General features: G+C 39.4%; 7 protein-coding genes and 1 pseudogene. 1 reads left to right on the top strand and 7 read right to left on the bottom strand.

Annotated elements, in window-relative coordinates:
- Positions 1-59: 59 nt before the first annotated feature.
- The 7 genes from essC to IGI67_RS17280 all read right to left on the bottom strand — a co-directional run bounded on the left by essC (position 60) and on the right by IGI67_RS17280 (position 12,419).
- A complete protein-coding gene (essC, locus tag IGI67_RS17310; protein WP_429958540.1) occupies positions 60-4,517 on the bottom strand; it encodes a type VII secretion protein EssC in 4,458 nt (1,485 codons plus the stop codon).
- On the bottom strand, positions 4,498-5,667 hold the full coding sequence (gene essB, locus IGI67_RS17305) for a type VII secretion protein EssB (RefSeq protein WP_429958539.1): 1,170 nt from the start codon (positions 5,665-5,667) through the stop codon (positions 4,498-4,500). The genes essC and essB overlap by 20 nt, the downstream gene beginning before the upstream one ends.
- Positions 5,654-5,926, bottom strand: a complete 273-nt coding sequence (locus tag IGI67_RS17300; RefSeq protein ID WP_207106777.1) for an EsaB/YukD family protein — start codon at positions 5,924-5,926, stop codon at positions 5,654-5,656. The genes essB and IGI67_RS17300 overlap by 14 nt, the downstream gene beginning before the upstream one ends.
- 12 nt (positions 5,927-5,938) lie before the next feature.
- The gene (locus IGI67_RS17295) at positions 5,939-6,421 is read right to left on the bottom strand and encodes a hypothetical protein (protein ID WP_429958538.1); all 483 of its coding nucleotides are present in this window, start codon (positions 6,419-6,421) and stop codon (positions 5,939-5,941) included.
- Complete coding sequence (esaA, locus tag IGI67_RS17290; protein WP_429958537.1) at positions 6,414-9,788, bottom strand: type VII secretion protein EsaA; 3,375 nt, start codon at positions 9,786-9,788, stop codon at positions 6,414-6,416. The genes IGI67_RS17295 and esaA overlap by 8 nt, the downstream gene beginning before the upstream one ends.
- A 61-nt stretch (positions 9,789-9,849) precedes the next feature.
- On the bottom strand, positions 9,850-10,146 hold the full coding sequence (locus IGI67_RS17285) for a WXG100 family type VII secretion target (protein WP_207106780.1): 297 nt from the start codon (positions 10,144-10,146) through the stop codon (positions 9,850-9,852).
- Between the two features lie 1,283 nt (positions 10,147-11,429).
- Complete coding sequence (locus IGI67_RS17280) at positions 11,430-12,419, bottom strand: hypothetical protein (protein ID WP_429958536.1); 990 nt, start codon at positions 12,417-12,419, stop codon at positions 11,430-11,432.
- Between the two features lie 494 nt (positions 12,420-12,913).
- Between IGI67_RS17280 and istA the strand changes: the two are divergent.
- Positions 12,914-14,122: pseudogene (gene istA, locus IGI67_RS17275) on the top strand (IS21 family transposase).
- Position 14,123 lies beyond the last annotated feature (1 nt).

Here is a 14,123-nt window from a genome sequence, read left to right as displayed (position 1 = left end):
GTATTTATTCCTCATTAAAAGTGCACGGGATTATGCCATATAGCAAAATTCAACACTTTTTATTCACTAATCAACTTCACTCGACAGGCATTTCTGCCTACAAAGAAGTGACTTTCATCCAACTCAACAGTCGGTTCATTGTAGCTGCTCTTCACGTTGACAAAGCTTTGATCGATCAAGCGAGTTCCTGCCATTCCGGCTGGAATATTTGCCCGCAGAGTTTTATTGACATCGTCGAAGCTGTTTTCGATTTGTTTTTGATTGCCTTGCAGAATGAAATAGATCCCAACTTTTGGTCCTTTTTTCAGATAGCGATTGAAGTTCTCACTGGTGATAAAGGATTTATCGCTAAATGACTGGACATCTGGGATGTAAACGAACATCGGCTCGTGTATTCCGCTGGCTTCGCGTTCACTGATTTCGCTGATCAAGTCATTAGTAAAGGTACTGTACTCGCCTTCAGAGACCAGCATGTCTGCACTTTCTAAGTAGCCATCAAATCGATCCCCACTATTAAAAATGATTCGTTGTGCTTGTCCGGCCAATCGTTTGAAGTTTTCCATGATGACTCGCTCGATGGATTCAGTCTGCTGAGGTGTGTCATCACCAATGACAAAGTAGCCATGTTCCCGCGGATCAAATCCTATGACTGCGGTTGTCTCTTTGTCGAGAGCGATCGGAAGCTGCAACTGTTCCAGCATGTGCTGGGTTTCTTTGTTTCCATAAAACTCTTCCAAGCTGATGACATTCGACAGCATTGGAATCTTTGTTGGGCGTTTACCTTCCCACGCACGGTCCAGTTCTTCGATTTCTGCTTCTAGATGATTTAGACGATCGATGTCGTTTTCGCCTTTTGCTGGCAGATAGATTTGAACCTCCTGCGGCATGTCTAATTTGATTTGTGCTCGACCGATAATTTCCTGCGGGATCAACGCATCGCGTCCAACAATATCGCGGATCGCGCCATCTTCGACTAAGAACAAACCAATATGTGACGGAATATTACTCGACATGCTCATTTTGAAGCTATTGGTTCGTAAGACAGCCATCACAGCATAAAGCCCTAGACTGGCGCCTTCTCTTAATAGCTGATTCAGAACAGATTCGATCGGTTCTTCTAGCGGACATTCCTTGATCGCATCAAATCCATCCACGACGGTGATGATTACCGGTAATGAAACGCCGGCTTTCTTCTCATATTGCGACAGACTCGCTACACCGTAAGCAGTGAATGCTTCTTTTCTCCGTTGAATTTCGGTACGAATTCGTTTCAGAAATTTCAACAGCTTCTCTTCTTCCTCTAAGCGAACATGATCCACTACATGCGGCAGATCTTTTAATGGCAGTAAACCGTTCGTTCCAAAATCAAAGAGATTGAATTGAACCTGTTCCGGATTGTTTTGCCGTGCTAAATTCATAAGTAGTGTTTGCAGCAGGGTTGATTTACCAAACCCTGGTGACCCATAGACCGCTGTATGACTAAAGCTTTCTAAATCAAAATCAAAGTTCACCTGTTCTTGACGTGTCGGAATATCCATTAGTCCTAATGGTACAGCTAAGCGACGTTCCTTTTTCCATTCAGCTAAATCAATCACTGGTGTATCAATGACTTCTTCTAACGGCGGCAGCCAAGGCTTATCAGGTAGAACCGCTCTAGATTGATCTGCGTAGTCAGCAATTGCTTCAACCACTGCGTCTAACTGAGTTTGCTCTTCTTCCGTTTTAACGACTGCAACCTCATCTTCTGAAAGGTCCATCGTCAATAATTCATATTGACCTAAATGATTGATCCACCAGATTCGTTCATCGATTTTTTCCTCATAAGTCGCATTTGGATCGTACGTTGCACCGCTCCAGGCAGATTGGAACAATTCATAAATTTCATTGTTTCCGACTTGCAGGTACGCACGACCTGGTTGAGTAATACTTGCCGCGTCAGGTGTTTTGATGATCTCATTTGAATCTGCAGGATCTGCTACTTTCAATGCTAGTTTGAACCGAGAGTTGGACCAGATTTGATCATCCACGACGCCGCTTGGTTTTTGTGTTGCCAAAATCAAGTGAACCCCTAATGATCGACCGATCCGGGCAGTGGAAACTAATTCCGCCATAAAATCAGGTTCGTTGGCTTTTAATTCAGCGAACTCATCGCTGATCAGGAATAAATGCGGTAATGGATCGCTTGGGTATTTTTTCTTTTCAACAGGATCAGCAACTTCTTTTCCTTGTTTATAAAGCTTGGTATATCCATTGATATGATTGACCCCGAACTCACCAAATTTCCGTTGACGCTTCTGCAGCTCCGCGCGAATACTTTGCAGGGCCCGTGCAGAACTTGCACCATCTAAGTTGGTAATGGATCCTAACAGATGCGGCAATTTGGCAAATAAATTCGCCATTCCCCCACCTTTAAAGTCGATCGGCAAGAAACCGACATCCTCCGGCGCAAAGTTGACCGCCAAAGACAAGATATAGCTTTGCACGATTTCTGATTTACCAGAACCGGTCGTGCCAGCAACCAGCCCGTGAGGTCCATGGGCGCGTTCATGCAAGTTCAATGACACAATGTCATCTTTTCCCCGTAACCCTAGCGGCACCGCTAATGACTTCGAGGTATTGGCCTTTTGCCAGCGTTGAGCAATCTGCAGCTCCTCCGTTCTTTTGACTTCATACATGCCAAGAAAATCGATCGCTTCCGGAATCGCATTTTTTTCTACTTCCACATGGTTCAAATTCGCCAACCGTTGGATGGCTTCAGACACGGTAAATTCCTTTGGCAAATGAACTGGACGGAAAAATTGATTGACATACACATGATTTTCATTGACCAAGGTGGCCGCCTCGCTGCTTTGATAGTCAATCATCGTCGTCGTTGTTTCCGGCAGCATATTCGCCGTTTCCTTGCCCCAAATAACAGTAACCCCGTATTGACTCATGTCTTCGGCCAAGTATTCATTCAAACCATGACCGGACAACCAGCTCTCATCTAAAATCGTCAGCACATAATGGGGAGAAAATTGAATTTTTTCATTCTTCTCCGATTCCTTTAGCTGCTGGCGTCGTTTCGAAATCAGTTGATAAAAGGAGTTCAGCCCCATATCGCGACTTTGAGCATTGTGGATCATACCGCGTAAATTCAATTGCTGTAATTGGAAATGCGGCAGCCAACGCCAATCCTGCCACTTCTCCTGATAATCCTCCTCTGCTAATAAAGCGATAAACTGAACATCCCGATAAGAATGAAACACAGATATTTGGAATAGAATGCTTTGAACTGCTGTTTGCAGATTTTCTGGTGTCCCAGCTAATCCGATTGTTTGATCCAACAAAGTAGTAGTAATTGGTGCTGCTTTCAATGTTTGATGTGGTCGCACTATTTTTTCTTCGGCAAATTCAGCCAAGGGATCGACTTCGTTTTCGTTTTTACGAAAATCAACTTTGAAACTCGTTGGTATCTCACCGGTCCCTAACCGAAATTGAAGAAAGTCAGCATTCATCGCCGTCCGCTCATAAATCCGTGGGTGATACTCTTTCGCCATCTGCGACAATGTTTCCATCTCAGGATTCTGATATTCCAAGGCCTCGCGTTGTTCAGCGGATAATTGTTCCAATTCTTTTTTTTGCTGGATCATATAACGTTGATAGGTCTCACTACGCAGTTTATTTTTTCGTTTGGTTTCCTTTTTATTCGTGAAATAGCTGGAGACCGAAAAACCTGCAGTTAATAAACTTGCTCCTCCCATACTGAGCATCATAATCGGATTTCCTCCACTCAATACACTGGAGGCACCGCTGAGTACAACCATTCCTAACGGCGGAACGATTGATCGAAGAATCTCACTTTTTCCCTCTGAGGCTTTTGTACTCGGCGGCGTCACCGTCTGCTCCTTTTTAGGCGGCTTAAGATGAATCCGCGGACTTCGGCGAAAATCAGGAAAGCTGATTGGAAATTCATTTTTTTCTGTTTCCGGCATTACTTTGCGGAAATCCAAGTGAATCGTTTGTTCCAGGCAAGTGATTTTAAATTGCTTTTCCCGCCGCTCAATCATGACGCCGCCGATAATGACGCGGTCACCAACAGCGAATTCTGTTGCCAGCTGTTCCACTCGTTTATCATTCCAGTAGACTTTTTCTCCATTCGCCTCTACTGCCAGTGTCAATTCTTTCCTATTTTCTTTAGTAGAAAGGACACCTATGGTTTCGCTGGCTATACAAATTTCTGAACCATATGCTTTTGAGATCGTCCACTTTTCTTTTGGCAACGTTGTCGTAAAGACCGTTAAATCGGAATGAGGCAATACAACTATTTCTTTTTCAGATGCTACAGAATTTTCAAAGAAGATTTTTCCGTTTACACATTTGATCACCGACCCATGAAAATGAACCGTTTGTCCTTCCGACAGTTCGCTATGATCAAAGACCTCTTCAAAAAGAAAAACATCAAAAAGAATGCTATCCTTTTCTATGATTTGATCATCGATAGAAGGACAAGGCTGATTATTTAGCTTGGTCATCATTGGCTTGTCCTCCCAGCAATTTCACATAGTTATTGATTTGCTCTTCGTATTCCTTCAACAACTCTTGTTTCTTTTCGCCGTCCATTCGGGTATTAGCCTTTGTCGCATCGTATAGCTTGGTATACGCATGAAGAACGTATTGATTATCTCCAATATTTTTCGCTAGGCTTAAGGCTTTTTCAAAGTTTCCGCGACCAAGATAGATCCAAAACAGCAAGGTGTTTTCACTAGATTTTTGCGAAATGGTATTCAGCACTGCTTCTTTCTGCTCATTGGTCAGGCTGTCTAATTGAATATAGCTGACTGCTAAAATATATTGCGCCGAAGTCGGCAATTTTTCTGCCTCATCCTGCTTCAACTCTGTCGCTGCACCAGAATAGTCATTAAAAATAAATTTCGACTCCGCTTCGATCACTCGTTCTTGCAGCGGAACCACTCGTCCGGCATAAACGGATAATCCGATCCCCAGTCCGATCGCAACGACCAGCAGGCCGATACTTCCCCACTTGAATAGACGGTAATGCTGCTTCTTCACCAGCTTCTTTTCTCGTCGATTTCTTTCTCGCAGAATCGTAATTGATTCCGAAAGATGCTGATCGATCTCCTCTGGTGTAGCCGCAAGATAAATTTTCTCCACTAGAGCATGCTTAACCGCACCTAATCCGTCCACTAACCCTGAAAAATCGAGCTTTGGCTGCAAAATAAAACAAATCAACGCCTTGTATTGTTTGAAAAAGACCTCATCTGTTGGTTGAAAAGGAGCGATGATTTCTAATAGTCCTCGATGTGCTAATCGAACAGTATCGCCAACGACAAATACATTTTCCGGATGTACAAAAGGATTGATCAATTGCTGGTGCTGTTTTAATAGAAAGCGCATTTTTTGTGCCAATTCTAGTCGTTCCAACTCACTTGACCGCTCAGCTAGTTTCGCTGTCGTTTCCGCAAGCGTTGGGATTTCATAATTGATTATCAATTCCTCTTCAGTATGCTGAGTGATTTTTCCTTTTAAACAATCATCCGTTTGCTCTAGAATCGACTGATATTGCGCGATCATCGTTCCCTTAAACTGATTCGCAGTTAAACGTGTCGTTAACGCTTCTTGATTTAATGTTTGTTCGATCGTTGTTGTCCCATCATTTCGTTCCATTATTTTCTTTCTCCGTTCTTACAAATAATTGATCGCCATCGCTGATTGGATAATTAGCTAATGGCAGCTGCGGATTGATCCTAATTGGTTTATTGATCAGCTCTAAGGAAAAGCTTTCTGGCAGCGTGACATTCATGATTGTCAAAGCTTCTTGCAGTAAGGGGACCAACTGCTCCAGTGTTACCCGATTTGGGATACGCAGATCGATCACCTGTTCATTAAAATGCAGACCAATGTTGATTGCTGTTTTACCTTCCAAGTTTGTTGCCTCCTAATTTTTTCTAACAAAAACTGTTGAAAATCTACGTCCAAGAAAAATTCCTAATACAAGCATCCCCAGGATCACCGCACTCGCAAGAAGATAAATCAGTCCTTTAGGTATCGAATCGGAACGTTGTGTCCTTTGATTCACGTGAGCGACTGCTCCTTCGTAATTCTCTAGGAATAATTTTTTTTCATAGGATCTTACTTCTTTCCCAGTTTCAGGCAATTGCTTTGTAACAAACACTTTCTCCTTAGCTAGCCGCGTGATTTTTTCACGAGCCGCCAAATTCTGCTGATCCTTTGCCGTTTTATTATCTAGAAATAAATCAGGTGCAATTAGATACTCGATCGAATCTTCTTTTTCCTTGTTCTTCTCGTAAATCACTTGATTATTAATGATCAGTTTGCCATTTTCCGCTACAGCTTCTTTCCCAAATAATCCAGTAGCTATTAAGATCAACAATAAACCGATGATTTTCCGTTTATTCATGATCAATCACCTGTCCTAATGGTTCACCCAATGCATCTTTTTGTATGTTCACTAAGAAATTCATTCCTAAAGCCACCACCACAAAAAGAATCAAGCTCAAATAGGTCAGCCAACCAATCGACACACCGTTGATTAGTGCGCTATACCCATTCTCGATATTCTGTAAAGGTGAGAGTCTAAATATGATTCGAACCAAGCTTCCAGGTGTTGTCGTCATTCCTAAAAGCGGAGTCATCATCAGGTAGAAACCAAAAAGAAGTCCCACTACGAACAAACTAGCTTTTCTAAATTGCCTTGCACCTGCAGTAGCGAATAATAGACACATCAAGAAAACTAGGAACGTATAGCTCAACCAGCTGCTTGTTGATTTCACCGTTATCATTGATGCTGTCAGCACACTGACAAAGCCTGCGATGATAACGCTGATGATTAATGTGCGTAATGCGTTTGGTGTATTTTTCCAAATACGACTTTGCGTAACAAAAAAGTCATGCTGCCGAAGCTGGCGTTCAAAAAGACTGGAAGAAAGAGCATAGCCGATAAAAATCGCGACAAGTGTCCCGATGAAGGTTAGATAGTAAGGAATAACTGAGATCGTCCGATTTTCACCAAACTCACCCAATGTATTCATCGGACTAGCTAAGAAATTAAAGACTTTTTGATTATCTGCTCCACCTTGGCGAGTGTTGGCAAGAACCTTATCGAAATTTTTGCTGTAAATATCGTTGGTCGTGTCTTTTTCATTGGCATCCTTCACTACCTTGTCCAAATTATTTAGCACCTTATTGGCATTTCCGTGAACCTCTTTTGTTGTTTTCGTTAGGTCCTCGATTTTCGATCCCACATCTTCAACTTCTGCAGCCGATTTACTTGTTGAATCAGCGGATTGCTTCGCTGTTTCGACCAGCTGCTTCATTGAATCTACGATCGATGCAGTTGATTCTGCAATTGGTTTTGTATCGCCAGATTCAGGATGAGGATTCTCAGCGTTGATGATTGATTCTGCTTGAACTTTATCCGCCTCTTTCCAGCTGCCATAAGTTGCTGCGATTTGTTTATTTGCTTCAGCAAACCATTGATTTAACTTCTGTGCTTCTTTATTCAACATTTCTGGTTCCATCATAAAGTGCAGCGTGCTATATAACGTATTTTTTTCATTTGCCGCATTGTCTTTTGTTCCAATCGTTTGAAGTAGAGCATTGATTTGAGTTTCTGTTTGACGATAAAGCTTATCTCCCGCTACCTTGTACTCTTTTACCAAAGAATTTTGAATCAAATTCTTCTTAGCGTCCTCGGTGATGTTGTCATATGAATGATAAATCGATTCGCTAGTCGCAAAATCCTCTAATTTCAATTCAAGATTTGCCGGATCGTTGATTGTTGCAACATAACTAGCTACACTGGATTGTTGACTTGGGTCAGCAAAAAGCGTCATAATCTGTTGTGCACAACTGCCTAATGCTTCAAATTGCGCTAAAATGTGCGGCAAATCATTGATTAACGGACTTTTTTTATCAACAAAGCTCGCGTAATAACCCGAAACCTGTTCAGAACCATTAACACGCCAGCTATATAAAAGGTTGACGAAGGAATCTTTTAATTCAACATCCGACAACGTCCATTGAATCGTTGGCTGAACTGTCACGCCAATTTGCTTCGGTAAATTCGCAGGTGGTGTTCCGCCTGGTTTCAACGCAGTAGTAATGGTTAGTCTTTTTGAAGAAGTTGCCGTCACTGCAGCGTCATAATCATACACACCCAATTGACTATCAAGTGTTGCTTCGATCTGTGCTGCAAGTACCGCAGCATCCTTGATTTCTACATTAGACCCCGAATCTAAGTCAAGCGTCGTTGTTCCATTAGGTTGAATGACAAATGTTTGTGATTGAACGATATCGACTGGATTTATATGTGGCATATCGCTGTTGGACAAATAGGTAAATGTTGGTCCTGGATTAAAAGCGACGCCATAATCACTGGCATATCGACCAATAATTTCCAGCTCCCATTTGTATTGCTCTGCTTGCGACGCTGTAATTTTCCCTTCGTTAGCAAGTAGATCCAGTAACGCTTCCAGTTCTCCCCTATTCAACATATTGATTTTGTCGTTCAATACTTGCAGGTACTGATCTTTCAATTTCGACGAATTCTGACTAGCAGAAAGATCCGCCAGGTTTAATATCGCTTTTTTCGCATCTTCCTCAGTTGCTGTGTCTGGTGTTTTTTCTCCGTCAGCATAATAGGTGTCAGCGATTGTTTTTTTCAGCACCTTTAAAGACTCTACCTGTTCATCTAATTGTGCGATTTCAGCTTTTATTTCCGCTTTACGCTCTTCTTGATTTTCTTTGAAAGAGGCGGCCTGTCCATAAAAATCAACCAATACGCCGCTGGTCTTCGAAGAGTCTGAATCCGTTTGATAGAAATTATTCATCTGCTGCATCAAGGATTGATTCAATCCAGCAAATTGCCCCTGATAATTCGTCAAATCATTTTCCCATTGCGTCTCCAATTGTTTCTTTTGGAGCTCTACTTGTTCGTTGAACTGTTCAATGGCTTCTTCTATTTTTTTATTTACATCTTCCGTAAATTGATCCACAGTTTCCTTATTCTTCTCAACTGAATCACTAGAACTGTTCAACCCCTCATTATTCGAATCCAATAATTGATTCACAGAATCGACAAATCCTTTTTGTTCGGCGATGAAACGTTTATTATCAGCATCCAAGATACTAGAAACGTCCAACACGGATGAAAAACCATCAGGTAAATCCTTAAATGGACTCTGGATATTTGCCGCTAACTCTGTGTGGGTCTCCTTATCCCCTTGAACAATAGTGTTTACATTTCTCTGGGCCTCAGAAAGATTACCGATAATGCTGGAAAAGTACATTTGAACAATTCGCTGATTGAATTCTTTCAAAATACTATCAACCTTCATCTGAACAGCCTGATTGGTTAACTCGTTTTGTCCTTCGCTCACTTGATAATCAATGACCGCCTGATCTGGTGCAATACTTTTCAAATCAAGCAGACGTTCAGAAAAATTTTGTGGGATATAGATTACCGCATCGAACTGTCCATTCGAAATCCCAGAGTCTGCTACACTTCTTGTAGTCGTCTGCCAATTATGATCCAAATCATTGTTAATCAAGGTAACAAAATCTCTGCCTAATATGTATTGTCGATTATCAAATTTCGCACCTTTATCCTCATTTACCAAAGCATATGTGACCTGAGAAGTCTGATCCTCCGCTGCCTTTCTCAAGTTATCATCTTTCAAACCAAAAAAAAGTAGTACGGCGACCAGCAAAATTCCGCCAATCGTTATCCCTAGCAATGAATATCTATTTTGTCTCTTCTTCTGCATAGTTTTCTCCTAAACAAAAAATGCCAGCACAACGACCGTGCTGACATTCTTCGTCTTTTGTTTAATTTAATCCGAATGACCCAGCATCTTGACGGTCACGTTCTGCAACGGTATCCGCATATTTGTTCAACTGTCCGTGAATACTTTCAAGCAGTTCTTCCATTTGCTTCACGTTGCCTTCTAATTGATTGTACTGTTCTAAGTACGCTCGGAACGCTTCACCTTGCCATTGTTGAGAAATCGTTTGATTCATCGAATTTACCTTGCGGATTGCATCTTCAATTTGAGCTGATGCCTGCTGGTAAACCTTGGCTTGCGATTTCAGCTGTTCTGGTGTTACTGTAATTGCTCCCGACATTTGATAACTCCTCCTAAAAAAAATATAAGTTATTTTAACACTAGCATTTTTACAACGACTTTTTTGATTATATAACTAACCAAACAAGTTATTATAAATAGTTAGTATTAATTTCTGGTTATACTTTATTGATTTATTTTTTTATAATGATTCATTATTCAAAACTATATGGTTCAAAATATGCATAAGAAAACTTTCGTCATTTCGTATAAAACATGATTAAAACAACAGATTTTGATTACTGCTTTCTGATATTCGAGAGAACAACTGCGTATCCTTAGAATCCATACAGGTATTAATAGATGATAATCATTATTGATAACCTAATTTAAAATATCACATTTCGCTGTAAAAGAAAACAGCAAATCACAATAAAAATAATATAATATCACGAACGGTCATTTTACAACCCTGAACGGCAGGTCGATCTAATTATTTTCTAATAAAAAAAATAAGAACTTCTAATAGAAAAAGAAAACTATACAAAAAAGACCAATCCATTTGAACGAATTGATCTTAACTATTTATAAAATTAGCTAACACTAACCTATGCGGATTATCAAATCTCACATTTTTTCTTATTAGTTTATTAACTTCTGTTTTATCATAGTTTGTTACTACTGCTTGGCTAAACTTAGTATCACAAATTTCTATCCATAGATAAACAAGAAAGGCTTCGCGAACTCGTTCAACTATGGATATACCTGCTGTAAAGCTATTTAGTCATATGAGAATTTTATACCTTCTTTATAACGCAAAAAAAGCTCCCTCCCTTGAACAACAAGGGAGAGAGCTAATTGCTAATTAATTTTAAGCTTCTTGAGCGACTGGGTAAAGATGAGTGAACAAATCAATAGAACTCATTTTGAATCAGTCACATTCATATCAAGTTTTTCAAAAATATAAGATATCAATATCTTTCAATTAAAAATTCAGAATGGCATTCAATTTGGCATTCAAAAGGTGGGGCACATAAGAAATGAAATTACCATGATTTCCTTATAATTCATATTCCAAAAATCTGAATGATTAAGCCAAAAGCTATATTCAATTTTTGGGCTTAATTATTTCCCTTCTGAAATAGTTTAGAATATTCGAACTATTTATTTTAACCACCATACTAATTTTAGAATAAAGCTTCTACAATCTAATAGAATCATTGACTCATTCTACTAGTATCGTAATAATAAAATCCAGACAACAACAATTAAACGCGGTTAATGCCATGTCCAAAATATAACAAGTCTAGAGGCTATTTTATTGTGGATCTATTGAAAATGATCCTATTTCTTCACTTTCCAAATAAGAAGAACCATAAGTAATCCTATCATACTTAAGCTACTACTCCAGTAGCCCAGTGAATCACCAGTTTTTGGGTACCTAATTTCACTTTTTTTCGAAGAAGCGGCATTTGCCTCTGAAAATATAAAAAGCTCTTTTTGTTTCGATAATTTATTATAAATACCAATAACCTCAGCCTTTTTCTCAACATCTTGTTTGTTCCTTTCTTTTGGAACAATAGCTTTAGGATTTATCGGTTCCTCAGGAATGTTTATATCGGTATTTGTCGGTACTTCTGGTATATTCGTCTTTGGATCTACTGGTTCTTTGGGCATGTTTGTACCTGGATTCACCGGTTCTTCTGGTGCATTCGTCTTTGGATTTACTGGTTCCTCTGGCATGTTTGTATCTGGATTTATCGGTACTTCTGGTGTATTCGTCTTTGACTCTACTGGTTCTTTTGGCATATTCAGATATGGATTTACTTGCTCCTCTGGTGTATTTGTAATCGGAGGAATATTATCATTCTCATTTCCTGGTACTTTCTCCAGTCTAATACTTTGCGAATAAGCCTTCGCTCCACCTGTCACAGAAAAAATAATATTTACATCTGAGAATTCACCGTTCACCGTAACGAGAATAAGACCTGCAGCATTTTTATTACCGGTTACTTGAACATTTACTCCATTAACCGGGCTTGATTGTACTCCAAGAGCGGTCGAATCACCTTCTCCGTAATATGAAACCTTGTAATTGAGACTTACACTTTCTCCAATAGTAACCTTTAGTATCCCTGAGTTGATATGACTTCCTTTGAAATTAGTAATATCTAAATTTGAGGGATATACAGAGTTATCAGACGCTTCTGCTAAATTATCACTAGTTGATTCTGTAAGCATTGTTGTTTCATCTACATTTGATACATTGAAATATAGAGCAAAAAAAATAAGACAAATGACCCCAAGGAGTATTCTAACCGTATTCTTATCCATAAAAAAGTCCCCTTTTTTTCAACAAAAAAGGAATCAGTAATAATACACTGACTATTACGACTTTGATTATGATTCCACAATGGAATTATAGCAATGAAAAAATCTATTTCTTAGAGTATTTAAATATATAACTAAGCCATCAAAGACGCTGAATCTAAATTTCTTAGATAAAGGAGGCCCTGTTCACTTTTTTTAAATCGCAGTAATTACTTGAGCAATTTTTTTACACATTAAAACGGAGTAGAATTATAAATTGGTATTATGGCAAATTGTGACATGTCATAAAGGTTGTTAAATCAACGTTTTATGTTTTTTTGGAACCCTCGATTTGATTAGATATCACTTGTAACTAAGCCAAAAACTAAGCTAAAAAAATTTAAAATGTGGGGCACGTGTGAATCCCGACAGTAGAATGTAAGAAAATGCCGACGAGAAAAATGGTGTTTTTCTTACATTTTTTAGTACACTGGTTTAAAAACAATCAGGAGGATTTTATGCGATCAGATGTACGTGAAGGAGTTCAAATTTATATTATGAGTGATATTAAACCTAATTTTACCCATTTAGCTAGACAGTTCGAATGTGATCCACGCACTGTCAAACGTTATTACGAAAACAATCTATCTAAAAAGAAAGCTGCACCGAAAAAACGGCCAAGCAAATTAGATCCTTTTCGGTCAATTATTCAAGAGAAAGTTGAACTAGGCTGTTCTGCTTCAGCGATTTATCGTTTTATCAAGAAGAAAGGTTACGAAGGGAAGGATTCTATTCTAAGAGATTACTGCAGCCAATTGCGAAAAACACACATTCAGAAAGCGACGATCCGAATTGAAACCCAACCAGGTTTGTCTGCACAAGTTGACTGGAAAGAAGATCTTGTCCTTTACAATCGTTCGGGTCAACGGTTTCAAATCAATTTATTTTTATATGTTCTAGGCTTTTCACGTTGGAAGTATATCGAGTTAACGCTAGACAGAAAACAAGATACATTACTTCGTTGTTTGAACAATGCCTTTCTTTCTTCAGAAGGAATTCCTCATGAAATTTGGTTTGATAATATGCGTACTGTTGTTGATCAAAGTAGAACGCAGTTTAGAAAGGTCACTTGGAACCAAAGGTTCTATGAATACAGTAAAGACGCAGGATTTAAACCAATTGCCTGTCGACCTTATCGTCCGCAAACAAAGGAAAGTGGAAGCCTTAGCTCGAACGGTCGAGCAACTAAAAGTATACAATGGCGAATTTGATACATTGGAGGATTTGATTGATCTTGTTTTTGAATTCAATGAAGAGCTTAACAAAGAAACTTCTCAAGCAATTGAGGGTCCACCAATACTGAAATTTACTGCACACGAAAAAGAGCACTTATTGCCCTTTGATTCGAAATTACTAACGACCTACACACAAGATATCCTCTCTCGTAAGGTATCCAAAGAATCGCTCGTGATTTATCAAAAGAATAAGTACTCTGTACCCGTTCGCTATATCGGCAAGACAGTTTCTCTCCAAGCTGTTGCCGGCGAACTTACTATTCATTATAACGGCGAATGTATTCAAAGACACCTTTTAAGTCAAAAAAATTTAATTATCATTCAGATGATATGCAGGAAATTTTAAAGTCCGACATTTATCGGTCAAAATCGGATGAAGAAATTGCACACTATGTTCAAGAAAATTTGAAACTCTACGACGAGTTCTATTAGG

It is taken from the genome of Enterococcus sp. AZ196 (assembly GCF_050498845.1).
GTDB lineage: Bacteria > Bacillota > Bacilli > Lactobacillales > Enterococcaceae > Enterococcus_A > Enterococcus_A murrayae.
Note: the sequence above shows the minus strand (reverse complement) of the source record. Positions and strands in the feature narration are given on the sequence as shown.

Coding starts and splice junctions, on each gene's coding strand:
- essC (WP_429958540.1), bottom strand. CDS start 4,517: ATGATGACCAAGCTAAATAATCAGCCTTGTCCTTCTATCGATGATCAA.
- essB (WP_429958539.1), bottom strand. CDS start 5,667: ATGGAACGAAATGATGGGACAACAACGATCGAACAAACATTAAATCAA.
- IGI67_RS17295 (WP_429958538.1), bottom strand. CDS start 6,421: ATGAATAAACGGAAAATCATCGGTTTATTGTTGATCTTAATAGCTACT.
- esaA (WP_429958537.1), bottom strand. CDS start 9,788: ATGCAGAAGAAGAGACAAAATAGATATTCATTGCTAGGGATAACGATT.
- IGI67_RS17285 (WP_207106780.1), bottom strand. CDS start 10,146: ATGTCGGGAGCAATTACAGTAACACCAGAACAGCTGAAATCGCAAGCC.
- IGI67_RS17280 (WP_429958536.1), bottom strand. CDS start 12,419: ATGGATAAGAATACGGTTAGAATACTCCTTGGGGTCATTTGTCTTATT.